Origin of the sequence: Massilia sp. YIM B02769, from assembly GCF_030411995.1 — a bacterium.
GTDB lineage: Bacteria > Pseudomonadota > Gammaproteobacteria > Burkholderiales > Burkholderiaceae_D > Telluria.
Map to the genome: position 1 here is coordinate 1 of NZ_JASNRC010000010.1, position 22,846 is coordinate 22,846.

Below are 22,846 nucleotides of genomic sequence, written 5' to 3' on the forward strand. Positions count from 1 at the left end.
CGCAGCTGGAGCGCAACCGCGTCGCCAAAAAACCTCGGAGACGCGAAAATCGTCAATTAATCAGCGTTTCCCTAGAGTGGCGGCGTAGGCCTGCTCGGTCTTGTTCATGGCGGCGGTCTTGAGATGGCCCGGCGCCTGCAGCGCTTTCCATCGGGTCATGCTACTAGGCCAGAATAGTTAATCGGGTAGTGCGTCGGGTTGCGGTTAGCATAACGGTCGATGATATCGGCAGCACCGGCGTTGAGGGCCAGGTAGAACGGCAGCGCGCGCGGTCGGTCGTCCGTGAACTTCCCTGCATCATCGCGTCGCGCAGCACCACCAGCGACGTGATCGCCTTCGTCAGGTGCCACATGCCCCAGTCCGGATTCAAGTCCTCGCCTCCCATCATGCCATCAGGTGACGCGTCACGCGGTCGTACTTGATGGCACCCTTCAGCATCGCCACGCCGATGCCGGCCAGCACGGTTGCAGGCACTGTCGACATCGGCGCCTTGCGCACGCCCACCAGGTCCTTCGGGTTCATCGGCTTCTCATCGTCCAGCAGGTGGAACGTCAGTTTTTCGTGCGAATCATTCATTTCATCCTTTCGTTTCGATTTCGACATCGTTGTCTTCTTACTTGGCTTCTTGCTTCTCGATCCAGCGACGACGCGCCGCGCGCGCCTCTTCGCCGGCAGAGCGGGTGAACAGCACAAAGGCCCGGTTATCCCAAGTGACGAACTGATTCGCAAGCGGCGTAAAGCTGCCATCGTATCCGGTGCACCGCCCTTCCCCGCACGCCATGTGCTCGGGAAGGCTCTTCGTACTCAAGCTCTCACACATGGCACGGATATCGTCGTCCCGCCGCTTTCATAGTGGCCGCCGTAGCCCGGGATCGCCCTCATATTTCGATGGTCATGGCATCAATCCTTTCGATTTCAGAATCCCCTGGTTTTCGGCCAGAGCCGCATCAAAGCGCTTATCTACCGACCCTCGACTTGCTCCGCGCCGCGTACCCGCCATCCAGCTATATATGACAATCTGAGCACCCGTAGCCGCCCTGCTCGTCCGGGGCCTTCAGGCCAATCCCTTGCCGCCCGCCAGGCGGTTGGAATAGCGCCAGACGGTTGTCTCGAGATTGCGGTTGCAGATGCCAGGGAAACGCAGCGTACACGCCTGACCTTACGCAGAAGCGCGAATCGGCGTCATCTTCGGGCGCAGTGACTTAGCTGGTTTCAGCAGCTTCGGCGCGCGAGGGCCGTGGCCTGGGTGGCCGCGAGGCGCAGCAGGCGGGCGCCGGCAGCCGGCGTCTTGAACTCGTTGCCGCGTGGCACCGCCGCTTTGCGCTGCAGCGGCTTGGCCGGATTGAGAAGTGAGCGGCACATCATGTTACGATCTCTTTTTTGCAAGGAGACGACGCGTGCAGAATAATGAGTATGCAAGTGTGCTGAATTACACCGAACTTGCTGAGCATTACAACGGCTACAGTATTCACTGGGCCGCCAGCCGATCCCAAAGCGAAGCGGGCAAATGGACGGGGCACTTCCGCGCACTCAAGGCAGGCGCAGAGACCGTTCGGGGATCGGTCGGCGACCAGCAGGACAGCGAACATGCCGCACGGGATCGCGCCATCGACGACGCGAAATTCTTCGTCGACGAGGCAATTGCGGACGAGGGCCGTTCTGGTCTGAATCCATGGGAGGTCGGCGACTATCATGTATATGGCTATGCGGTTCCAGCCAATGGCGGAGGGTATCATCCTGCATACGTAATTGACCGTTTCCGTGGCATTCCCGATGCCCCAAGAATTGCTGTCAAGTTTCACGAAGTTCCGAGTCAAGTCTGCGAAACCGAGGCGCTCGCAAAAATCATGGCGGTGTCGCATGGTGATAACCGTGTCCGGAATGGACTGGACCTGAGCTTCTGAACTTGGTGTAGTCTGATCCCTGCAAATGGGTTCGACTAGCGCCACACCGCTCACTGCTGCCGCTCCCAAGCGGGTTGGACTTCCGGAACTCATATCTCACCTCCGTCAATTTTTTTGAAGCCGAAGCCGGCCGGGCGCCGTGACCACTCGGACACGTCCTAGCGGATGCCGCGCGAGTTCGGAATGTAGTTGCGGCTCAGTGGCGGCTAGATGTATGCCGTCGGCGCCCTCGACACGGCAATCTGGCCGATGTATTTCGCCTTCAATACCTCTTCGATCTTGCCGCAGTGAGCGCGGACGAATTCACTGCACGTACCAAGGTCGTCGGCGCCGAGTGCGAACCAGCCATCACACGCAGCGCTGAATTAACTCAGCCCGCCCATGCGGGCGAACCCTGTCGCCCATTGCGTTGAACAGCTTGTCCTCGATCCGAGGACCGTGCCGGTAGAGGTACTGGTCAGCGGTGTACGGGAACGTGTGCTTGCTGCTCAAGCGCAGCCAACTAGCGTCCGTGAAAATCGACAGCAGCAGCGGCATTATTGCCGCCAGCATCAGGCGGCTGATCACGAGTAGCGGGAAAAAGTGACGAGTCGTGGAACGGCGGCCTCGTCCCGGCCGATGGCCGGACGGCCGGCAACATCCGCTGCCCGCCCGGCGTGCGCTGGACACGGCTCTAAGATTCAAGGCGCGGGCGCCGTCGATGGCCGGCACAATTCTGCCACGCGGCGCCAGTCGCCGCTGCCGCCGCAGCCGGGCGGCGGCGTCCCGTCCAGCAAGGCGCGCAGGTCGAGCGGCGCCATCTCGTTGACGCGCACGTCGCGGTTGATCGGCAGGCAGACTGCATCGTGCCAGGCCGCGCTGATGCCGGGCGGCCTGGGCACCGGCCCGCGCAGGCGCACGGCCGCGCTTTCGCATTCCTGCTCCGTCGCGTAGACGCCGCGCAGGCTGCTGCTCTCCAGCGTCACTTCCAGGTGCTGCTGCAAGTACAGCAGCAAGACGATCGTGAACATGGCGGCTCCATCGTGAGGTGACGGTGCAGTTTCCAGATTCGGTTCGCACGCTTGAACTGGATCAGCCCGCTCTAATGCGGGCGGCTTAGGCTGTGCGCTCTTCACGGAAAGGATAGCGATGCCCAAGCTTATCACCTGGAATATCGAATCGGCCCGCACGCCGGGAGGCGGCGCCGACCTCGACCGCGTCGTCGCCACGCTCACCCGCTTTTCGCATTTCGATGTGCTGTGCCTGCAAGAAGTGGCTTGCGGGTATGAGGCGCGCGACGGGACGCCGCTCGGCGACCAGTTCGCCGGCCTGGCGCTGCGCCTGCCCGGCTACAACCTGGCCTGCTGCACCGCCCTCGACACGCTCGCGCCCGACGGCAGCCGGCGCCGCCTCGGCAGCATGATCTTCTCGCGCTACCGCATCCTGCAGGTGCTGCGCCATTCCCTGCCCTGGCCGGCCGACCCGGAAGCGATGAGCATGCCGCGCAGCGCGCTGGAAGTCACGCTGCAGACGCCGGCCGGGCTGCTGCGCGTGCTGTCGGTGCACCTGGAATATTTTTCGCTGGTCGGGCGCATGGCCCAGGTCGAGCGCCTGCGCGAACTGCACCGCGAGGCCGTGCAGCAGGCGCGCGTGCTGCGGCCAGGCGGCCCGGAGCACGGCGCCTTCGAGGCCCTGCCGCGCGCGGCGCATGCGGTGCTGCTGGGCGACTTCAACATGCTGCCCGATTCGCCTGAATACACGCGCCTGCTGGCGCCTTTCGCCGACGGCACGCCAGGCTTGCGCGACGCCTGGCGCCTGGCGCAGCCGGGCCGGCGCCATGCGGCCACGGTCGGCCTGCACGACGACAACCCGGACGCCGGCGCGCCCTTCACCTTCGACTTCGCCTTTGTCGGCGCCGGGCTGGCCGAGCGCGTCGGGCGCATGCGCGTGGATGCGGCCGAGACCGGGTCGGATCACCAGGCGCTGCTGCTCGAACTCGGCTGAAGCGCGGCTGAAGCCCGCCTGTAGCTCGGCTGATTGTAAGGACTGCGCACGGCCGGGCTGGCGGTTAGAATGGTTCTTTTGCCGGCGGGCCCGTGCGCTTGCCGTTCGCGCTTTCAAAGGATTTCACTTGAACTGGGACTATCCGCAACCGTTTACCCTGCCCCTGGTGCCGCGCACCGAGGACATCGATGGACTGAACCACACCAACAACGCCGTCTACGTGCGCTGGTGCGAGCAGGTCGGCTGGGCGCATTCCGAGTCGCTCGGCCTCTCGCTCGACGATTACCGGCGCCTCGACCGCGCGATGGCGATCCGGCGCGGCGAATACGACTACATCCTGCCGACCCTGCTGGGCGAGGAATTGACCCTGGCCACCTGGCTGGTCGGCGGCGACGGCAAGCTGTCGATGGAGCGCCGCTTCCAGCTGATCAGGAACAGCGACGGCGCCACCGTGCTGCGTGGACGCTGGGAACTGGTCTGCATCGACATCAGCGGCGGCCGCCCGCGGCGCATGCCGGCGGCGTTCCTGGCAGCCTACATGCCCCAGGTAGTCGGTAGTCAGTGAGGTGATGCACGAGCGCGCGCCATTTACCTTGCGCGCGCTCAAAGGCAAACTTGAGCAATCCGCGGCGGGTGGCGGGGGCGTCGGGCGACACTTTGCGGGTGTCTGCCTCGACAAGGAATGCCATGCTCGCTCCTCCCGCCCCCCAGCCCGCGCCTGCCGCCGGGCGCCCCGCGAACCCCTTGTTCGCCGTGCTGTTCTGTGCGCTGCTGCTCGTGCAGGGTGGCTGCCGCTGGCGCGAGGGTGCGTCCGAGCAGCTCGTCGTGCCCGAGGTCGTGCGCACCAACCTGTACGTGGCGCCGGGCGGCTCGGATGCGAACCCCGGCACCGAGGCCGAGCCCTTCCGCACCATCAGCCGCGCGGCCCAGGTGGTCACACCCGGCACCACGGTGTACGTCGCGCCGGGCCAGTACACCGGGGGCTTTCGCACCACGGTCAACGGCAGTGCAGAAGCGCGCATCATCTTCCAGTCGAGCGAGCGCTGGGGCGCGAAAATCGTCCCGCCGCTCGACTCGCGCACCACCAGCGCCTGGGACAACCGCGGCAGTTACGTCGACATCGTCGGCTTCGAGATCGACGGCACGCAATACCAGAGCGGCAGCAAGTGGCTGAGCGGCATCTATAACGGCGGCTCGTACAACAGCATTCGCTACAATCATGTGCACCATATCGGCCTCGATGTTCCCTGCGAGAGCGCCGGCGGCGCCGGCATCGGGGTAGACAGCTATTACCGCGGCAACCGGTCCGAAGTCATCGCAAACAACGTCCACGATATCGGCCCGGCCGAGTGCCGCTTCCACCACGGCATCTATGTCAGCACCGAGGGCCGGGTGCGCAACAACCTGATCTACCGCGTGACCGGCGCCGGCATCCACTTGTGGCACGACGCCAACCGGGTCGACGTCACCGGCAACACCATCTCCACCTCCGGCACCGGCATCGTGGTCGGCGGCGGCGACTACTACCACTCGAAAGGGCCGAACGACTTTACCCAGGTGGCCAACAACATCGTGTTCGACAACAAGCATGGCGTCATCGAGCAGGGCGACACGGGCGAGAACAATATCTACGTGAACAACCTGGTGTTCCAGAATGCCGTGGCCGACTGGCGCCTGCCCGAGGGCCGCAAGCACATCGGCACGATTGCCGCCGAGCCGGCCTTCGTCGAGTACACCCGCACCGGCACCCCGGACTTCCGCCTGAGCCCGCGTTCACCGGCGATCGGCAAGGGCGTGGGCGGCGCCAAGCCCGAGCAGGATATCGTGGGCAAGCCGCGCAGCAAGGAAACCGGTTTCGATATCGGCGCTTACCAGCACCAGTGAGCGCCAACGAGCACCAACGAGCACCCATAAGCACCATTAAGCGCCAGTCGCATCGGCAGCAGGCCCTCTCCCGCCAAGCGCCGTTCATCCGGCGAATACCGCATTCCGTCTCAAAAACTTAGCTTTTGGGAAATGCGGTAATTACAATGGCTGCATTAAAACAGACCGGGACACTGCCATGCGCCGACTCATCCTTGCTACCGCCCTCACCTCGCTGACCCTTGCGTCGCTGGCCCTCAGCGCGCACGCCGCGGACCAGCAGCGCGCCGCGCCCGCCTTCAGTTCGATTAACGTGCGCGGGGCGATCAACGTCACCGTCGACCGCGGCGCGGCCCAGTCGCTGACCGTGCGCGGCGACCAACGCTTTCTGAACGACCTGGTGAGCGAAGTCGTGGGCGGCGAACTGCGCCTGAGCATACGCGACAACAGCAGCAGGAAAAACCTGCGCGGCGACGAGGTCGTTGTCGTCAGCATGCCGGCGCTGCGTGCCTTCAGCGCCGAAGGCGCCGGCGAAATCAAGCTCAACGACGTGCGCGGCGAGCGCTTCGACGTCAACTACCGCGGCGCCGGCAGCCTGCGCATGACCGGCGAAGTGAAGACCTTCTACATGCAGGCCGAAGGCGTGGGCGAAGTCGATGCGCGCTCGCTCGTGGCCGACAATGTCGACGTCACCTTCCGCGGCGTCGGCGACGTGCGCGTGCACGCGCGCAACCGGCTCGACGCCAAGGTCCAGGGTATCGGCAGCCTCACCTACTACGGCAAGCCGCGCATCGCCAACAAGTCGGCATCGGGCCTGGGCAGCGTCGACGCCGGCAACTGAGGTTCAAGACCTCCGATATCAAGAATCGGGCGCGCCCACCGCGCTCAGAGGATCTCCCGCACCTTCTCAAAAGGCCGGCACAGGCGCACGCCCTTTGGCGTCACCACGAAGGGACGCTCGATCAGCACCGGATGCGCCAGCATCGCGTCCAGCAGCGCCTCGTCCGGCACATCCGGCGCGTCCAGCCCCAGTTCGCCGACCAGGCTTTCCTTGCTGCGCAGCGCCTGGCGCGGCGTCAGGCCGGCCGCCGCCAGCATGCCCTGCAGTTCCGCGCGCGTAGGGGGCGCGCTCAGGTACTCGATCACGCGCGGTTCGTGGCCGGCGTCGCGGATGGCCGCGAGGGTGTTACGCGAGGTGCCGCAGCGCGGATTGTGGTAAATCGTGATATCCATCATGGTAAGCCTGGCCGCAACGGCAGCGTCGAAAAGGCGACATCATAGCGCGCACGACTTACAACAGACGACCTCTTTTTGCTTGTCGCTCTTGCCCTGGCGCTATAGAATCCCCCGCTTGGTTTTCTGGAGAGCAAGACCTACCCCCGATTGCCTCGCATGAAGACAGCACATGACAACGATAACGGCCGGCCTGCGCACGGCCCGACGGAGAAAACATGATCGATCACCTGCTGCGTCCCGCAGACCTGCCCACCTGGCGCCAGCGCACCGCGCTGCGCCTGCTGAACCTGTTCGGCTGGAAGCTGCGCCACAAGCCCCTGCCCGGCCCGCACGGCATCGTCGTGGTCTACCCGCACACCTCGAACTGGGATTTCTTCGTCGGCCTGTTCGGCAAGTGGGCACTCGACCTCGACTTCCGCTGGCTAGCCAAGGATTCGCTGTTCAAGGGCCCGATAGGCGGCATCATGCGCTACTGGGGCGGCATCGCCGTCGACCGCCGCGCGCCGATGGGCGCCACCCGTTCGCTGGCGCAAAGCATGCTGCGCGAGGAATGGTGCTGGGTCGCGATCACGCCGGAAGGCACGCGCGGCTACCGTCCGCACTGGAAGAGCGGCTTCTATCACCTGGCGGCGGCAGCCGACGTGCCGCTGCTGCTGGTCTACATGGATTACCGCACCAAGGTGCTGAGCGTGGTCGACACCGTGCGCCTGAGCGGCGACCAGGATGCCGACATGGCCGCCATCGCCGCCATCTACGAAGGCAAGCAGGCCCTGCACCCGGAACTGGCCGCGCCGATCAAGCTGGCGCCGCCGCACAACGGCCCGGACCGCCGCAAAAGCGCCTGAGTTCGGCTCTCGCCGGCCTCATGCCGGGTTCGTGAGGTCGCGCATGCCCTTGCGTTCGCGCACGAACAGGGTCTTATAGTAGATCGCCGTGGCGCGCCAGGCGCCGTTCGGCGTGGCGCAGTATTCCGGCAATTCGCCGATCTTCGTATACCCGAGCCGCGCATACAGCGCCTCGGCACCCGACCCCGCCTCGGTATCCAGGAACAGCAGGCCGCGCTGCAAGGCCAGCGCCTGCACTTCCGCCGCCTCCATCAGCGCCGTCGCCGCCCCGCCGCGGCGCGCGCCGCTGTGCACCAGCAGCTTCTGCACCTCCGCGCGGTTCAGGCCGTTCGGCTTCTGGCACAGCTCGAGCTGGACCGTGCCGACCAGCACGTGGTCGCGCCAGGCCACCAGCAGCACGCGGGAGCCGGCGGCAAGGGCTGCGCGTACCTCGTTCCAGTAAGCGTCGGCCGCGGCCCCGTCGATCGTCGCCAGGAAACCGACCGAGGCGCCGTGCGCGACGGCGTCGAGCAGCAGCGCGCGCAGCGGCGCCGCGTGGGCCGCCGCGCCCGCGGCGTCGAGCATCCGGATCTGCATCATGTGTCCTCCATGGTTAGCACGGAGAGCGTGCAGGATTCGTGCCTGCCTGCCCAGCAGCTGAATCAGGCATACAGCCCACGCCGGGAATGCACTATTTCGGTGCATTTCCGATGCGGGCGCACTAGAAGCGGACCCCGGCGGAGAGCGCGAGGACGTCGCGGTCGGCCACCTGGTTGTATTCGCCGCCCCAGACCGGCGCCCAGCCGAGCTCGAGCAGGTAGCGCTCCTGGTACTCGAAGCGCAGCGCCAGCGCGGCGTTCTTTCGTCCTTCATTGAGCAGGAAGTCGCCGGACCAGCCTTTCACGTCGTGCGCAAAAGCGAGGCTGGCGTTGCAGGCGACGCCAGGCAGCAGCGCGGGCATGCGCGCATCGACCCGCAAGCGATAACCCCAGGCATTCGTGCTGGCATAGCCATCCAGGCTGCACTGGCGCGCCGCGTTGCCGGTGGTAACGACGCAGGCGCCGTTCACCGGGCCGACGCCAAAGATATCGGCGCGGCCGTAGCGGCGCACGGCGGGGTCGGGCAAGCCGGAGGCGTGCTTGCCGACCACTTCGGCCGTTGTGGTCAGCGCCACCTTGCCCAGCTGCCATTCTCGCGCCGCGCCCAGCTGCAGCTGCGACATCGGATGCAGGTCGTAGCCGTGATAGATGCCGCCCGGCGGCACCGCGTTGGCATCGGCGCGCAGCAGGGCCGGCACGCTGGCGTTCAGGAAAGGCGGCAGCACGTCGCCCGGCGCCAGCATGAAGGGCTGGCGCGGCCGGTACGAGGCTTCGCCGTAGAACCGTCCCTTGCCGCGCCTGTGGTGGAAGGTGAGCGCGGTCAGCGCCAGGTCTTGCGGGTACTCGGTGAAATACGCCATGTTGCGCCCGTCCGGGTCGCCCGGGACCAGGGCCGGGCCGCCGACGCGGGTGCTGCGGCGCAGGCTGGGCAAGGCGGTGCGTGCGTTGTAGCGCGCGTGATACAGCCCGACATCCAGGGCCAGCGGCGCCGACTTCCAGGTCAGCGCCAGGCCGTATTCCGGGCCGTTCACTTGCGGCGTCGGCAAGCGTTTCTGGTAGGCGCCCAGGGGAATGCGCGCGCGGTCGCTCACCTGCGGCGGCCCCGACATCACCAGGTCGCAGCCCTCGGCCGTGTAGTCGTTGACGGACCACAAGGTGCCGCAGAGGTCGAGCGCGCTCGGCTGGTGGCGGGTCTGCCAGTAGGCCTCGACGCCGAAGGCGGGAGTCAGGTCAAGCCGGCCGAACAGCATTGGCGCCGGCGAGCGCAACTCCTGGGGAACGGCGCCGGCCCTGCGCAGGGCCGGCACATCCTTTGGGTTGAGTGCCTCCAGCCCGCCCGGCGTGATCGCGCGCTCGCCCCAGTTCAGCGACTGCCGTCCGAGGCGCGCGCTGTAGCGCATGGCGCCGGATGCTCCCGCGTACTGGAGCCAGGCGTCGCCCAGGGCCACGCCGGAAAAGCGCGACAGGCGCGCGGCGCCGGCGTCGCCCAGCGGCGTGTCTGCGGCGTAGCCGTTGATGACATTGCCCCAGGGCCGCCGGCGGTGCTCCAGCGCCTCGTCGCGCCAGGCCTTGAGCCGCACCAGCGCCGACCAGGCGCCTTCGCGCAGGTCGAGGTCGAGGTAGGCCTTGAGCGCCATCGAGGCCAGGTCGCCGCGGCCGAAATTCATGTTGGGATCGTCGCCGTTGCCGCCGCTGCCGAGGCCGGCCAGGCCGATGGCCGGGGCGTTGACGCTTGCCAGCAGCTGCGGGTCGCGCGCTTCGGTGCGCCAGACGGCGCCGAAATTCACACGTCCGCTGAGCTCCGTGTCGACCGCCTGCGCCGGCGGATTCGCCAGCGCCAGCAATAACACCCATGGCCGGACGGCCGTGGCGCGGATCAGGTCATGGGGAAGCCGATGGATGCCTTGCCCGGCCCAGCGCCGGGTCGATGCCTTCCTAGCCATGGCATTGCCCGTCTCAGCTTACGGGTGGGAACGCAGCGTGAAGCGTGAAGAGACAGTCCATGGCAGCCTCCTTCTTGATAGTTTTAAAAAATTTTGCCAGAACGTTTGATCTGTATCACTAGCTATTCATATAGCTTGACATCGGCAAGCGCGTCCCACGCCATGGCCGTGCTCAGGAAGACACGTCCGTTTAACACGGGCAAGAGTTCGCTGTGCTTCAGCCTGTCCATCACCGGCCCTTTCACCTCGGCCAGGTGCAGCCCGATGCCCCTGCCCTTCAGCATGCCGTTCAGCTCGGTCAGCGCGAACAGCGCCGAGGTATCCACCTCGTTCACCGCCGACAGCACCAGCACCAGGTTGCGCGTGCCCGGGCGTGCGGCCAGCTCGTCCTCGATGCGGGCATTCACCGCCTCCACGTTGCCGAAGAACAGCCCGGCATCGACGCGCAGCATCAGCAGGTCGGGCGCGGTAACGGCCTGGTAGCGCGCGATGTTGCGGAAGTGCTCGGTCCCGGCGATCCGGCCCAGCACGGCGATGTGCGGCCGGCTGGCGCGCCAGATCAGCGCGCCCATCGACAGCGCCACGCCGATCACCACGCCCGCTTCCACGCCCAGCACCAGCACGCCGGCGGCGGTGGCCACCAGGGCGGCGGCGTCGGCGCGGTCGAAACGCCAGGCCGTGCGCAGGGTCGTGGTGTCGAGCATGCCGAGCACGGCGACGATGATGGTGGCCGCCAGGGTCGGCAGCGGCATCAGGGCCAGCCAGCCGGTCGGCGCCACCAGGGCCAGGGCCAGCAGGGCCGCCGTGATCAGGCTGGCGAGCTGGGTGTTGGCGCCGGCCGCGAAGTTCACCGCCGAGCGCGAAATGCTGCCGGTGACCGGGAAGCCGCCGGTCAGCGCGCTACCCAGGTTGGCCGCGCCCAGGCCGATCAGCTCCTTGTTGCTGTGCAGCTTTTCGGCGCGCTTCAGGGCCAGGGTCTGGGCGCCGGACATGCTGATCAGGAAGACCATGAAGCCGATCAGCAGCGCCGGCTGCAGCAGCGCCTGCCAATGGGCGTGCGAGACGCCGAGCGTGATCAGCGGCAGCCCGGTGGGCACGCTGCCGGTGGTGTGCACGCCGCGCGCTTCCAGGCCGAGGAGCGGCACCAGCGCGGTGGCGCCGAGCACCACCACCATCGGCGCGAGCTTGGCGCCGATGTCGGCGGCGGTGGGCGGCAACTTGAGCCGGCGCAGCAGCGGCGCCAGCCGGCTGCGCGCAAGCAGCAGCAGGACCAGCGAGCCGACGCCCAGCAGCGCGCTGGGCAGGTGGAATTCCGGCAGCCTGGCGCCGAGCAGGGCCGGCAGCTGGCCGAGCGCGATCACCACCGAGGAACCGATGGTGAAGCCGCTCATCACGGGCCGCGAGAAGAAATTGGCGATGAAGCCGATGCGCAGCAGGCCGCACAGCAGCAGCACCGCACCCGAGATCAGGGCCAGCTGGGCCGCCAGCATCGTGTACAGCGCGCTGCCGGGTGCGGCCAGCGGCGCCAGCGCGGAGGCGGTCATCAGCGAGATGATCGCCATCGGCCCGACCGACTGCGTACTGCTGGTGCCGAACAGCGCATACAGCGCCGGCGGCACGATGCTGGCGTAGATGCCGACCACCGGCGGCAGGCCCGCCACCAGCGCGTAGGCCATGCCCTGCGGGATCATCATCATCGCCACGACGATGCCGGCGCTGATGTCGCCCGGCAGCATGGCGCGCTGGTAGTGCTTCAACCAGTGCAGCATTCTGTTTCCGTTTTTAAGATCGTGTTGTGGACCGGCCTGCGCCCTGTAACTGAGCCGATGCGTATGCCGTACGGTGGGCACGCTGTGCCCACGCGAAAGCATGCACCGTGGCTGCTCTTTTGGAGACGAATCAGCACCCAGCCGCCAACGCCCGATCAAGCGTCTCGTTAGCGCGTCGTCCCGCGTGGGCACAGCGTGCCCACCCTACGATTATCAAGCGCCAACGATGCCTCATCCAATCATTGCATCGCCAGCTCGACGCAATTGCGCCCCGCCCGCTTGGCCCTGGCCAGCGCCGCGTTCACGCGCACCGTCAGCGAATCCGCGCTTTCCTGGTCGCCCAGCTGGGCCACGCCCAGGCTCACCGTCACCTGGTCGCAGCCCGGGATCAGGGTCGACGCAATCGCCACGCGCAGCTTCTCGGCCATCTTCAGGCCGTCGATGGCGCTGGTGTGCGGCGCGATCACCTGGAAGTCCTCGCCGCCCGAGCGCACCACGATGTCGCTGGAGCGCACCAGCTTCTGGGCCGCCTCGGCCACCGTGCGCAGGGCGATGTCGCCCACCGGGTGGCCGTAGCGGTCGTTGACTTCCTTGAAGCGGTCGATGTCGAAGGCAATCAGCGCCAGCGGCAGGCGGTAGCGGCGCGCGCGCTTGATCTCCCCTTCCAGCAGCGCTTCGCCGTGGCGCCGGTTCGCCACGCCGGTGAGCGCGTCGGTGGTGGAGAGATGCGTCAGGCGCGCCAGCAGTTCTTCGCTTTCGCGCCCCATGTCGGCCAGGCGCAGGCCGACCGCGACCAGCTCCGCCAGGCCCTCCAGGGCGGCGAGCGCATCGTGGCTGAAGCGGCGGCTGCCATCGAACAGCAGGCACAGCGACCCGCGCGCCCCGCCCGGCCCGCCGGCCGGAATCGGCAGGCCCAGCACCATCTCGACGCCGTGCGCGCGCAGCGTCTCGGTGAGTCCCGGCTCGCCCGATTTTTCCGGCGCATCGAGCAAGGCGATCGTGTTCGCGGCCGCTGCCAGCAGGCCCGGGAAGGCATGCCGCAACGGCGACTGCAGCAGGCGCTCGCCGCGCCCGAGCACGCGCGCCAGGTTCAGTTCGCGGTTCGGTTGGCGGTGCACGCCGTGCTGGGCCTGCAACTGCAAGTCGCCGCCCGGCTGCAGGTAGAACAGCGCCGCATGCACCACGCCCGGCCAGGTGCAGAGCGCCTCGCAGATGCGTTCGGACAGCGCGGCCAGGTCCTCGCCTTCGCCCAGCGCCGCCTGCACCCGGGCGCGCAGCAGCGCCAGTTCCTGCAACTCGGCTTCGCGCGGGGTCGGCGCGGGTTGGCGCACCGGGCCGGCCGCCAGCTGCGCCGCCAGCGCCGCGTTCTGGGCATCGGGCGCCAGCGGGGCGATGGCGTAGTCGATCGGACCGCGCGCCATCAGCGCCGGCAGCCAGCGCGCGTTCGAGAACGGGCACAGGACGAAAACCGCGGCGCCGGCGCGCTGCGCGATCAACTGCCCCAGGCCGGCCAGGTCGAGCTCGGGATCGAAGCGCTCGAGGTCGATCACCAGCAGGTCGACCGGCTCGCGCCCCAGCACCTCGAGCGCGGCGTCGACGCCATCGGCCAGCGCCAGGCCGGCGAACTGGCTGCCCGACTCCGCCTGGAACTGCGCGCGCCGCGCGGCGGCCGGGTTGACGAACAACCCGGTGCGTTGGCCTTGCGGCTCGGCCTGCTGAGGCATGTTTTTCTCCTTGTCATGCATATTCGTTACGCCACGCAACTCTACGCCGTGGATTTTGACATATTCGCACCCCATCGAACAGGACGTTCGCCCTTGTGTGTGGAACCGCACCGTCGCGCCGCCCGCTCGCGGCCGATACTGGTCCGGTCAGCAACCAGCATACAGAGGTAAGCACGATGGCCAACCAGGACGATGTAGCAAACCATCAGAAGGCAATCCAGAATCGCCAGGACCAGCTCGACGCCAGCCAGAAACAAGAGGAAGGTAGCAAGCCCGTGCAGATCGGCGCCGAACAGCCGGTGCCGCCGATGCCCGAGCAGCACCTGGCCAAGCCGGGCCTCGAAGCGCAGATGGCCGTCAAGCCGCGTTTCATGGCCGAGGCCTACAAGGGCAGCGGCAAGCTCGAGGGCCAGGTGGCGATCGTCACCGGCGGCGACTCCGGCATCGGCCGCTCGGTGGCCGTGCTGTTCGCGCGCGAAGGCGCCGACGTCGCCGTGCTTTACCTGAACGAACACGAAGACGCCGCCGAGACCCAGCGCTGTATCGAGGCCGAGGGCCGCCGCTGCGTGACGATCGCCGGCGACGTCAAGGACATGGCATTCTGCCAGCAGGCGGTCGACGCCGTGGTGGCCGAATGGGGCCGCCTCGACGTCCTGGTGAACAACGCCGCCTTCCAGGAACACGCCAGCAGCCTGCTCGACATCACCGAGGAGCGCTTCGACGAAACCATGCGCACCAATATCTATGGCTACTTCCACATGGCGAAGGCCGCCCTGCCCTACATGAAGCGCGGCGCCGCCATCGTGAACACCGGTTCCGTCACCGGCCTGAAGGGCTCGAAGCTGCTGCTCGACTATTCCTCGACCAAGGGCGCGATCCACGCGTTCACGATGTCGCTGGCCGCGAACCTGCTGGACAAGGGCATTCGCGTGAACTGCGTGGCGCCGGGTCCGGTCTGGACGCCGCTGAATCCGGCCGACCAGTCGCCGGACAAGATCGTCCACTTCGGCGAAAGCACCACCTATGGACGCGCGGCCCAGCCCGAGGAACTCTCGCCGGCCTACGTGTTCCTGGCCTCGAACGCCTGCTCGAGCTACATCACGGGCATCGTGCTGCCGGTGACCGGCAGCGTCGGCGAATAAAGGAGACGCATATGGCACGCAGCATGTGGAAGGGGGCGATCAGTTTCGGGCTGGTTCACATCCCGGTCGAAATGTATCCCGCGGTGAGCAGCAATGCGCTCGACCTTTCCATGCTCGACCGCCGCGACTTCGCCCCCATCGGCTTCAAGCGCTACAACAAGAACACCGGCAAGGAAGTGTCCTGGGACGACATCGTCAAGGGCTATGAATACGAATCCGGCGAGTACGTGGTGCTGTCCGACGAAGACCTGCGCCGCGCGAATCCCGAAGCGACCCAGACCATCGACATCCTGGCCTTTGTCGATGCCGAGGACGTACCCCTGCTGTATTACGACCACCCTTATTATCTCGCGCCTGGCAAGGGCGGCGACAAGGTGTATGCGCTGCTGCGCGAAACCCTGAAGGAAGTCGGCAAGATCGGCATCGCGAATGTCGTCATCCGCGTCAAGCAGCACCTGGCGGCGCTGGTGTGCATCGGCGACACCATCGTCCTGAACACCCTGCGCTACCCGGACGAGATCCGCGAGACCGACGACCTCAAGATTCCGTCGCCGAAAGCGAAGGCGGCCACCATCAGCGCCAAGGAGCTGAAGATGGCGATGGCCCTGGTCGAGGGCATGAGCGAGGACTGGAAGCCGAACCAGTACCACGACACCTACCGCGAGGACGTGCTGGCCCTGGTGCAGAAGAAGATCAAGGCCAGGCAGACCAAGACCATCACCATGCCCGACCCGGACGAGAAGCCGAAGAAAACCACGAATGTCATCGACCTGGTATCGCTGCTCCAGGCCAGCCTGGGTAAGAAGCCGGGCAAGGCGGTACTGGACGACGACGATGACGACGACGAACCGCCACCGCCTAAGCGCGCGCGCAAGCCGGCCGAGGAAGAGGACGACGACACCCCGCCGCCGCGCCGCAAGACGGCAGCGGGTTCGCGCGAACACGTGGCCGCGAAGGCCGCACCGAAGCGCGCCGCGGCAGGTTCGGCTGCAAAGCCGGCCGCCAAGAAGGCCCCGGCCAGGAAAGCCGTGGCGGCCAAAAAAACCAGCACGGCAGCCGCCCCGGTACGGCGCAAGAAGGCGGCGTGACGGCGTATGGATGCATTCATCGACTTCCTCCAGTGGCCCGCGATGGCGGTCAGCCTGTACGCCGCCTTCCTGATCGGCTCGCAACGCGCCGGGCGCCGCGTGTTCGGCTTCTGGATGTTCATCCTCAGCAATGTGCTGTGGATCGTCTGGGGCGTGCACGACGGCGCCTGGGCCCTGATCGCGCTGCAGGTGGCGCTGATGGCCATGAACATCCGCGGCATCTGGAAGAACGACAAAGGCAACAGCAACGACCGCCTGCAGGCCGGCGCCGGCAAATCGCCGGGCTGAACTGAGGCATTTTTCACGCGGCGATGACCGCTCACTCAAGGAGAATTGTTATGCGCAAGATGATCATGATGGCAATTGCCGGCTTTATCTGGAAAAAGATCCAGACCCGTATGAACCGCCCGGGCAGCGCCCCGGTACGCCGCTATTAATCAGACGACGTCAGCACCCGTCCAGCAGGCGCTTAGGCTGCTGGCCGGACTTTTTTGATGTGACCTGCGCACGCTGCCCAGTCGCATGCGGCCGCACTGTCCTGGCTGGTGACAACCTGGGCACAGCGGACAATGCAGCTCAGCGCCGGGCAAGCACCGTCGTGTATTCGTGGACCGGAGCAAGACTCGACAGCATCCTGCTCGGCAGAAGCACGGTCGCGTGAATCCGGCTGCTGTCGGACCTGTCCGGTTCCTGGACCACGATCTTGACCTGCTGCCGGCGCCCCACGAACACATAAGGCGACACCGCCACCAGCTGCAAAGGCGCGCCTTTGCCGATGCGCGCGTACATGCGATTACCCCACATGCCGAGCGACATGTTCGACCCGTTCGACAGCGTGTACTCACCTGCTACCGCGTCGAACTCGTCATACCAGACATTGTGGAGTTGAGGCGGCAAAGAGATACGCTCCGGCGTACCCGTCACCCGCACCGCTGCTTCCACGTCCGGCGCCTGGCCCTGCGGGGCCTGGGCAACGGCGATGGCCGGCCACAGGCAGGCAAATCCGATGATCATGCGTTTCATGATGTCTCCCTCGCAAAACGACGATGGCGTCCTGGCGCGCCTTACCTGTTTGAGTATAGGCAGCAGGAGGCGCCTGGCGAGGACTTTCTGTCAGCAGCAGAGACCGCTTAGGGATTACCTATCGAAACAATCAAATCAATCAAATTTATCTTTTTCTCTGCAGTATTTAAAATCTCTTCATCAAATAACGCAACATTGAAGAGGAGATCGTATGAACCGCCCCCGCATGACCACCGCGTCCGGCATCCCGGTTGCCGACAACCAGAACTCGCTGAGCGCCGGCCCGCGCGGCCCGCTGCTGCTGCAGGACTTCCACCTGATCGAGAAACTCCAGCACTTCAACCGCGAGCGCATTCCCGAGCGCGTGGTGCACGCCAAGGGCTCCGGCGCCTACGGCAGCTTCACGGTCACGCACGACATCACCGCCTTCACCAAGGCCAAGCTGTTCGCCGAAGTCGGCAAGCAGACCGAGACCTTCCTGCGCTTCTCGACCGTGGGCGGCGAAAAGGGCAGCGCCGATACCGAACGCGATCCGCGCGGCTTCGCCCTGCGCTTCTACACCGAGGAAGGCAACTGGGACCTGGTCGGCAACAACACGCCGGTGTTCTTCCTGAAAGACCCGATCAAGTTCCCCGACTTCATCCATACCCAGAAGCGCCAGCCCGACAGCAACCTGAAGTCGGCCAACATGATGTTCGACTTCTGGAGCCAGGCGCCGGAGAGCCTGCACCAGGTGACGATCCTGTTCTCGGATCGGGGCACCCCGTACGGCTACCGCCACATGGATGGCTTCGGCAGCCACACCTATAGCCTGATCAACGAGAACGGCGAGCGCACCTACGTGAAATGGCACTTCAAGACGCGCCAGGGCATCAAGAACCTGAGCAATGCCGAAGCCGGGCGCCTCGGCGGCGCCGACCCGGACCACGCCGGGCGCGACCTGTTCGACGCGATCGCCGCCGGCGACTATCCGCAGTGGGACGTGAAAGTGCAGCTGGCCACCCAGCAGCAGCTCGACGACTGGGAAGCGCGCACCGGCTGGAATCCGTTCGACTTGACCAAGGTGTGGCCGCATGGCGACTTCCCGCTGCTGCAGGTGGGCGTGCTGGAACTGAACCGCAACCCGCGCAACTACCACATGGAAGTCGAGCAGGCCGCCTTCTCGCCGGCCAACGTGCCGCCGGGCATGGGCTACTCGCCGGACAAGATGCTGCAGGGCCGCCTGTTCGCCTACCACGACGCCCAGCTCTACCGCGTCGGGACCAACCACCAGCACCTGCCGGTGAACGCGCCGCGCTGCCCCTTCTACAACCAGCAGCGCGACGGCGCGATGGCGATCGCCGACGTCGGCGCGGCCCAGATCTACGATCCGGTGAACGCGGTTGGCAAGGGCGCCCTCGGCATGGGCCATGGTGAAGAGGAACTGCCGCTGTACGGCAACGCCGGCCGCTTCGACTTCCGCGGCCAGGAAGACGACTTCACCCAGCCGGGCAACCTGTTCCGCCTGATGAGCGCCGAGGAAAAGCAGAACCTGTTCGACAACCTGGCCGGCCCCTTGAGCCAGGTGACCGATACGATCCTGGAACGCCAGCTGCGCCTGTTCGACAAGGCCGATCCGGATTACGGCCGTGGCGTGCGCGCCGCCCTGAAGGCGCGCGGACGCAACGTCGACTGAGCCGACATGTGTTGAGTAGACAAGGCGCCGCTTGCGGCGCCTTTTTTTCGTGGCGCTGTCACCGTTTGCTGTGGATGAGTCCGATTGCAAGGCGAAACAATTGATCGGCAGAAGTGACCTTTCCGCCATCGAGCATCCGGCGCCAGCCCAGGTAGTTCGGCAGCCAGCGCGACGCGACACCGTGGAAAGGCGCCAGCCACTCGCGCAAACGCTGGTGATAGGCGTTTACGTTCTGTACGTGGATGGCGCCGTTGGGGCTCTGGCGGACACGCTTGCCGGCGCTGACATTCACGGCCTGGTGCGCCAAGCCGTGGGCGCGGGCGAAAGCCCGGTAGGCCGCGTTCGCGTCTGTCACGAGCAGCACGTCTCGGTCCAAAAACGGCAGCAGGTGGCGCTCCAGCTGGATTTTGCTGACGGGGCCTCGGCCGGTGACGGCATCGATGGTCTGCTTGTTGCTGTCGCGCGCGATGAGGATGCAGTCGAGGTCGCGTGAAATGCCGCGTCTGCTGGCGACGCCGCCCCGCTTGCGCGCCGGCCGGTCGAGCTTGCGCGAACCTTTTTGCGATTCCAGGATGAACATTTCGTCGGCTTCGGCGATACCGTTCAGGCATCCTGGCCGGTCCTCTTTCACCCGATCCAGGAAGCGATGGCGCCAGCGGAAGGCGGTATTACGATGCACGTTGACCTCGCCGGCCGCCGCACGCACCGGGCGCGACGCAAGCAGCGCATCAAGGTAAGCAAGCCATTGTCCACGCAGCCGCAGGCGTGCCAGCGGGGTACCGGTCAAATCGTTGAAGGTGCGCCGGCAGGCGCGGCAGCGGTAGCGCTGCAGGTCGTTGGCGTGGCCGTGCCGGTGCCAGCGCTCACACTGGCAATGGGGGCAGCGGCGCTCCGCTGACTTGTACTGTCCGATCAGCGTGAGCACCTGGTGCAGCCCGGCAGCCGGCCGCAAGGCGTCGAGGACGCGCAGCCGCTGGGGCTGGTTCAGTGCGGGCAAGGCTGCGAACCACTTGGTGAAGCGCGGTTCTTTCCATGGTCGACCCGTGTCGATGGCGAGACGGGTTGGACCACGAATGAACTCAACAGTTCACCGCTCATCCATAGTTAACGGTGACAGCGCCTTTTTCCGTTCCAGGCTCAGCGCCGCGCCAGCGGGCTTGAGGCAACTTCCACCCAGGCCAGGCCGGTGTCCGGCACATAGCTCATCAACATGTCTTCGCCGTCCGGGCCGCGGTTGAATTCCATCGCCATCTTGCCGTCCTGCGATACGAATTTGTAGGGCGCGACGGCAACCAGCCGGATCGGCGCCTCGTTGTCGATCCGGGCGACGATGTAACGCGGCTCGGTATGCACTTTCAGGTACCAGCCATTCGACAAGCCATAGGCGCCGGTGATCTGCCGGGCCTGCTCGTCGCGGATGCGCAGCGGCCTGACCGGCGCCTTCACTTGCACCGACGAGATCGATTCGGCATCGGCTGGCGCGGCGGCGGGCGTCTGGGCGCCTGCGCCCGAGGCCAGCGCCATCAGGGCTGCAACTGGAAACAAATAGTGTGGACGCATGATCGCTCCTCTCCCGAGTACAGTGGACCGGCGCGCAGCGCCGGACGATCCAGTCTAGGGCCGCAGGCCCTGTTGGCAAGCGCGGCAGGCGGCTGCATCACCAAACAATCTGGATCGGCGCGCAGTCGGACGAATGCGCTATTACGCGGATGCATTGTCGACCCTCGATTAATTGCTCAAATGCAAAAGCAGGACTACACTCGTCGTTTTCATCGACGAGTGCTATGTCACGATGCGCGCCGCAAACACGCCACGCCATGCCGGTCGGATCACGACCTGGAAAGACGAACAGGGTTTTGGATTCATCACGCCGAACGGCGGCGGTGCGCCGGTCTTCGTCCACATCAAGTCGTTTGCGGCCGGCAGCCAGCGGCCGGCTGGCAACGAGATCGTGTACTACGAATTGACGGTGAACGATAAGGGGCAGCCGCGTGCCGCGAACGTGGCCTTCTACCAGCCGCGCGGCGCGCGCCAGGCGCAGCCGCGCCGCGGCAGTGCGCGGGTCTGGACCGCATGCGGCTTCCTCGGCCTGCTGGCCGTGCTGGTGCTGGCCGGATCCTGTCCGCCCTTGGTTCCCCTCGTCTACCTGGGCATGGGTGTCCTCACCTTCGGCGTCTATGCGGCCGACAAGTCCGCTGCCCGCAACGGGCGCTGGCGGACCCAGGAAAGCACCCTGCACCTGCTGGGGCTGGCCGGCGGCTGGCCCGGCGCCCTGCTGGCGCAACATTTCCTGCGCCATAAGTCGACGAAGCAGTCCTTCCAGGTCAGCTTCTGGTTCACCGTCGCCGTCAACTGCGGCGTGCTCGGCTGGTACCTGGCAGGCGCCAGGCTGGACATGCTTGCGCGGGGCTGATGAAGCAAAGCGCGGCGGCCGAGGCCGCCGCGCTACACATTCCCTGCGGGTTGGTGACTGGTCACCCAGGTTGCTTACTCCTGCAATGCACCCGCCATCGCCGCGATCTTGCCGGCATCGGCGCCCACCGCCTTGACCAGGCGCTTGCCATAGTCGGCGTCGGCCTTCCAGAAGTGCGACAGCATGGTGTTCAGGCTATCGGCGTTCTTCACCATCTTCAGGTCGCCCGACAGGTTGGCGATCAAATCGTCGCGGTCCTGCGCGCCCAGCGAGCGGTAGAACTCGCCGGCCTGGCGGAAGTTCAGCGTTTTCGCAATGCGGGCCTGCTGGGTGGTGCCAACCAGCGGCAGCTGGCTGCTGCGGGCGTTCGCGTCTTCCTTCAGCGGCGCCAGGCGGCTCGGCTCGTAGTTGACCATGCCCTTGCGGTTGCCGGTGCTGGCGGCGCCATCGATGTGGTTGTTGTTCACGGCTACCAGCGGCTTGTTGATAGGCAGCGACTGGAAGTTGGCGCCCAGGCGGTGGTGCTGGGTGTCGATGTACGAGAACAGGCGGCCTTGCAGCATGCGGTCTTCCGAGGCTTCGATGCCCGGCACCAGGTTACCCGGCGCCATGGCCACTTGCTCGGTGGCTTCGAAGAAGTTCTCCGGCACCTTGTTCAGCACCATGGTGCCGACTTTGCGCTCCGGCACATTCGGCCAGATCTTGGTGGCGTCCAGCGGGTCGAAGTCGAACTTGGCGAGCTCGTCGGGTTTCAGCACCTGCACCGTCAGGTCCCAGGCCGGGTACTTGCCGGCATTGATGGCGCCGTACAAATCGACCGTGGCGTGGCTGGTGCTCTTGCCCTGCACCGCCGCGATCTCTTGCGGACGCAAATTGCGCTCGCCCTGGCGCGACTTCCAGGCGAACTTGGCGTACACATACTCGCCGCGGGCGTTCACCAGCTTCAGCGCGTGCACACTGCTGCCGTTCATTTCGCGGTAGCTGGCCGGGGTGCCGTAGTTCGAATACACGCGGGTCAGCATGTGGGTCGCTTCCGGCACGTGCGAGAAGAAGTCGAACACGCGTTCCGGCTCCTGTACGTTCGAGATCGGCGACGGCTTCAGGGCGTGGATCATGTCCGGGAACTTGATCGCATCGCGGATGAAGAAGACCGGCAGGTTGTTGCCGACCAGGTCCCAGTTACCTTCTTGCGTATAGAACTTGGTGGCGAAGCCGCGCGGGTCGCGCGTGGTCTCGGCGCCGGAGCGGCTCGGGATCACGGTCGAGAAGCGCACGAACACCGGCGTTTTCGTGTTCTTGGCGAACAGCTTGGCCTTGCTCAGGTCGGACAGGTCATCGGTTGCGGTGAACTCGCCGTGGGCGCCGGTGCCGGTCGCGTGTACCACGCGCTCGGGGATGCGTTCGCGGTCGAAACGCTGCAGCTTCTGCACCAGGTGCACGTCTTGCAGCAGGGTCGGACCGTTGGGGCCGGCGGTCTGGCTGTTCTGGTTGTCGCCGACCGGGGCGCCGTTGTCCTTGGTCAGGGTCTGGGCCTGGGCGCCTTGTGTGAGGGCGATCACGCCGGACGCCAGCGTCAGCGCGCACAGCGCCATTCGGCCGAGGGACGGGGAAGTCATTTTCATAGCTACTACCTATCGATATTACGTTTTGGATAGTTATC

Annotated in this window: 25 protein-coding genes; 11 read left to right on the forward strand and 14 right to left on the reverse strand. The window is 66.1% G+C overall.

From position 1 onward, the window contains the following. Positions 1-384: 384 nt before the first annotated feature. The 3 genes from QPK31_RS16730 to QPK31_RS16740 all read right to left on the reverse strand — a co-directional run bounded on the left by QPK31_RS16730 (position 385) and on the right by QPK31_RS16740 (position 1,365). Positions 385-576, reverse strand: a complete 192-nt coding sequence (locus QPK31_RS16730; protein ID WP_290424050.1) for a hypothetical protein — start codon at positions 574-576, stop codon at positions 385-387. A 37-nt stretch (positions 577-613) separates the two neighbouring features. Then, the gene (locus QPK31_RS16735; RefSeq protein ID WP_290424051.1) at positions 614-808 is read right to left on the reverse strand and encodes a hypothetical protein; all 195 of its coding nucleotides are present in this window, start codon (positions 806-808) and stop codon (positions 614-616) included. A 404-nt stretch (positions 809-1,212) separates the two neighbouring features. Beyond that, complete coding sequence (locus QPK31_RS16740) at positions 1,213-1,365, reverse strand: hypothetical protein (RefSeq protein WP_290424052.1); 153 nt, start codon at positions 1,363-1,365, stop codon at positions 1,213-1,215. Positions 1,366-1,397: 32 nt separating this feature from the next. Between QPK31_RS16740 and QPK31_RS16745 the strand changes: the two genes are divergently transcribed. After that, positions 1,398-1,904, forward strand: a complete 507-nt coding sequence (locus tag QPK31_RS16745; RefSeq protein ID WP_290424053.1) for a hypothetical protein — start codon at positions 1,398-1,400, stop codon at positions 1,902-1,904. A 348-nt stretch (positions 1,905-2,252) separates the two neighbouring features. Here QPK31_RS16745 and QPK31_RS16750 read toward each other — a convergent pair whose 3' ends face one another. Continuing rightward, complete coding sequence (locus tag QPK31_RS16750) at positions 2,253-2,471, reverse strand: hypothetical protein (protein WP_290424054.1); 219 nt, start codon at positions 2,469-2,471, stop codon at positions 2,253-2,255. Positions 2,472-2,584: 113 nt separating this feature from the next. Beyond that, positions 2,585-2,914, reverse strand: coding sequence for a hypothetical protein (locus tag QPK31_RS16755; RefSeq protein ID WP_290424055.1), 330 nt, complete (start codon positions 2,912-2,914; stop codon positions 2,585-2,587). Positions 2,915-3,032: 118 nt separating this feature from the next. On the opposite strand from QPK31_RS16755, the gene QPK31_RS16760 reads away from it, so the two are divergent. From QPK31_RS16760 to QPK31_RS16775, 4 genes are all read left to right on the forward strand, one after another. Further along, entirely contained in the window at positions 3,033-3,887 is an 855-nt protein-coding gene (locus QPK31_RS16760; RefSeq protein WP_290424056.1) for an endonuclease/exonuclease/phosphatase family protein, read from the forward strand. A gap of 127 nt (positions 3,888-4,014) precedes the next feature. Next, positions 4,015-4,452 carry a thioesterase family protein gene (locus QPK31_RS16765; RefSeq protein WP_290424057.1) on the forward strand — a complete coding sequence of 146 codons (438 nt, stop codon included), beginning with the start codon at positions 4,015-4,017 and terminating at the stop codon, positions 4,450-4,452. A 122-nt stretch (positions 4,453-4,574) separates the two neighbouring features. Next, a complete protein-coding gene (locus tag QPK31_RS16770; protein ID WP_290424058.1) occupies positions 4,575-5,771 on the forward strand; it encodes a DUF1565 domain-containing protein in 1,197 nt (398 codons plus the stop codon). 178 nt (positions 5,772-5,949) lie between these two features. Beyond that, positions 5,950-6,591: a head GIN domain-containing protein gene (locus QPK31_RS16775; RefSeq protein WP_290424059.1), complete on the forward strand. Its 642-nt coding sequence runs from the start codon at positions 5,950-5,952 to the stop codon at positions 6,589-6,591. Positions 6,592-6,635: 44 nt separating this feature from the next. Here QPK31_RS16775 and arsC read toward each other — a convergent pair whose 3' ends face one another. Next, a complete protein-coding gene (gene arsC / locus QPK31_RS16780) occupies positions 6,636-6,983 on the reverse strand; it encodes an arsenate reductase (glutaredoxin) (protein ID WP_308633811.1) in 348 nt (115 codons plus the stop codon). 218 nt (positions 6,984-7,201) lie between these two features. On the opposite strand from arsC, the gene QPK31_RS16785 reads away from it, so the two are divergent. Continuing rightward, complete coding sequence (locus QPK31_RS16785) at positions 7,202-7,831, forward strand: 1-acyl-sn-glycerol-3-phosphate acyltransferase (RefSeq protein WP_290424060.1); 630 nt, start codon at positions 7,202-7,204, stop codon at positions 7,829-7,831. A gap of 18 nt (positions 7,832-7,849) precedes the next feature. Here QPK31_RS16785 and QPK31_RS16790 read toward each other — a convergent pair whose 3' ends face one another. The 4 genes from QPK31_RS16790 to QPK31_RS16805 all read right to left on the reverse strand — a co-directional run bounded on the left by QPK31_RS16790 (position 7,850) and on the right by QPK31_RS16805 (position 13,845). After that, positions 7,850-8,410, reverse strand: a complete 561-nt coding sequence (locus tag QPK31_RS16790; RefSeq protein ID WP_290424061.1) for a GNAT family N-acetyltransferase — start codon at positions 8,408-8,410, stop codon at positions 7,850-7,852. A 121-nt stretch (positions 8,411-8,531) separates the two neighbouring features. Then, the gene (locus tag QPK31_RS16795) at positions 8,532-10,352 is read right to left on the reverse strand and encodes a DUF1302 domain-containing protein (RefSeq protein ID WP_290424062.1); all 1,821 of its coding nucleotides are present in this window, start codon (positions 10,350-10,352) and stop codon (positions 8,532-8,534) included. Positions 10,353-10,474: 122 nt separating this feature from the next. Continuing rightward, entirely contained in the window at positions 10,475-12,121 is a 1,647-nt protein-coding gene (locus tag QPK31_RS16800) for a SulP family inorganic anion transporter (RefSeq protein WP_290424063.1), read from the reverse strand. 239 nt (positions 12,122-12,360) lie between these two features. Continuing rightward, positions 12,361-13,845: a GGDEF domain-containing protein gene (locus QPK31_RS16805; RefSeq protein WP_290424064.1), complete on the reverse strand. Its 1,485-nt coding sequence runs from the start codon at positions 13,843-13,845 to the stop codon at positions 12,361-12,363. Between the two features lie 176 nt (positions 13,846-14,021). Between QPK31_RS16805 and QPK31_RS16810 the strand changes: the two genes are divergently transcribed. Genes QPK31_RS16810 through QPK31_RS16820 form a run of 3 tightly spaced genes read left to right on the forward strand, consistent with a single transcriptional unit; the run spans position 14,022 to position 16,363 of the window. Then, positions 14,022-14,987, forward strand: a complete 966-nt coding sequence (locus QPK31_RS16810; RefSeq protein WP_290424065.1) for an SDR family oxidoreductase — start codon at positions 14,022-14,024, stop codon at positions 14,985-14,987. Between the two features lie 11 nt (positions 14,988-14,998). Next, the gene (locus tag QPK31_RS16815; RefSeq protein WP_290424066.1) at positions 14,999-16,075 is read left to right on the forward strand and encodes a Ku protein; all 1,077 of its coding nucleotides are present in this window, start codon (positions 14,999-15,001) and stop codon (positions 16,073-16,075) included. A 6-nt stretch (positions 16,076-16,081) separates the two neighbouring features. Next, positions 16,082-16,363, forward strand: a complete 282-nt coding sequence (locus tag QPK31_RS16820) for a hypothetical protein (RefSeq protein WP_290424067.1) — start codon at positions 16,082-16,084, stop codon at positions 16,361-16,363. A gap of 288 nt (positions 16,364-16,651) precedes the next feature. On the opposite strand, the gene QPK31_RS16825 is transcribed toward QPK31_RS16820, so the two are convergent. Continuing rightward, positions 16,652-17,098, reverse strand: a complete 447-nt coding sequence (locus QPK31_RS16825; RefSeq protein ID WP_290424068.1) for a hypothetical protein — start codon at positions 17,096-17,098, stop codon at positions 16,652-16,654. A gap of 211 nt (positions 17,099-17,309) precedes the next feature. Here QPK31_RS16825 and QPK31_RS16830 point away from each other — a divergent pair, with 211 nt between their 5' ends. After that, on the forward strand, positions 17,310-18,773 hold the full coding sequence (locus tag QPK31_RS16830) for a catalase (protein WP_290424069.1): 1,464 nt from the start codon (positions 17,310-17,312) through the stop codon (positions 18,771-18,773). Between the two features lie 58 nt (positions 18,774-18,831). On the opposite strand, the gene QPK31_RS16835 is transcribed toward QPK31_RS16830, so the two are convergent. Next, the gene (locus QPK31_RS16835; RefSeq protein ID WP_374045820.1) at positions 18,832-19,770 is read right to left on the reverse strand and encodes an IS1595 family transposase; all 939 of its coding nucleotides are present in this window, start codon (positions 19,768-19,770) and stop codon (positions 18,832-18,834) included. Between the two features lie 140 nt (positions 19,771-19,910). Continuing rightward, positions 19,911-20,333, reverse strand: a complete 423-nt coding sequence (locus QPK31_RS16840) for a hypothetical protein (protein ID WP_290424070.1) — start codon at positions 20,331-20,333, stop codon at positions 19,911-19,913. Positions 20,334-20,565: 232 nt separating this feature from the next. On the opposite strand from QPK31_RS16840, the gene QPK31_RS16845 reads away from it, so the two are divergent. Further along, positions 20,566-21,186 carry a cold shock and DUF1294 domain-containing protein gene (locus QPK31_RS16845; RefSeq protein ID WP_290424071.1) on the forward strand — a complete coding sequence of 207 codons (621 nt, stop codon included), beginning with the start codon at positions 20,566-20,568 and terminating at the stop codon, positions 21,184-21,186. A gap of 74 nt (positions 21,187-21,260) precedes the next feature. Here QPK31_RS16845 and QPK31_RS16850 read toward each other — a convergent pair whose 3' ends face one another. Continuing rightward, positions 21,261-22,808 carry a catalase gene (locus QPK31_RS16850; RefSeq protein ID WP_290424072.1) on the reverse strand — a complete coding sequence of 516 codons (1,548 nt, stop codon included), beginning with the start codon at positions 22,806-22,808 and terminating at the stop codon, positions 21,261-21,263. Positions 22,809-22,846: the final 38 nt, after the last annotated feature.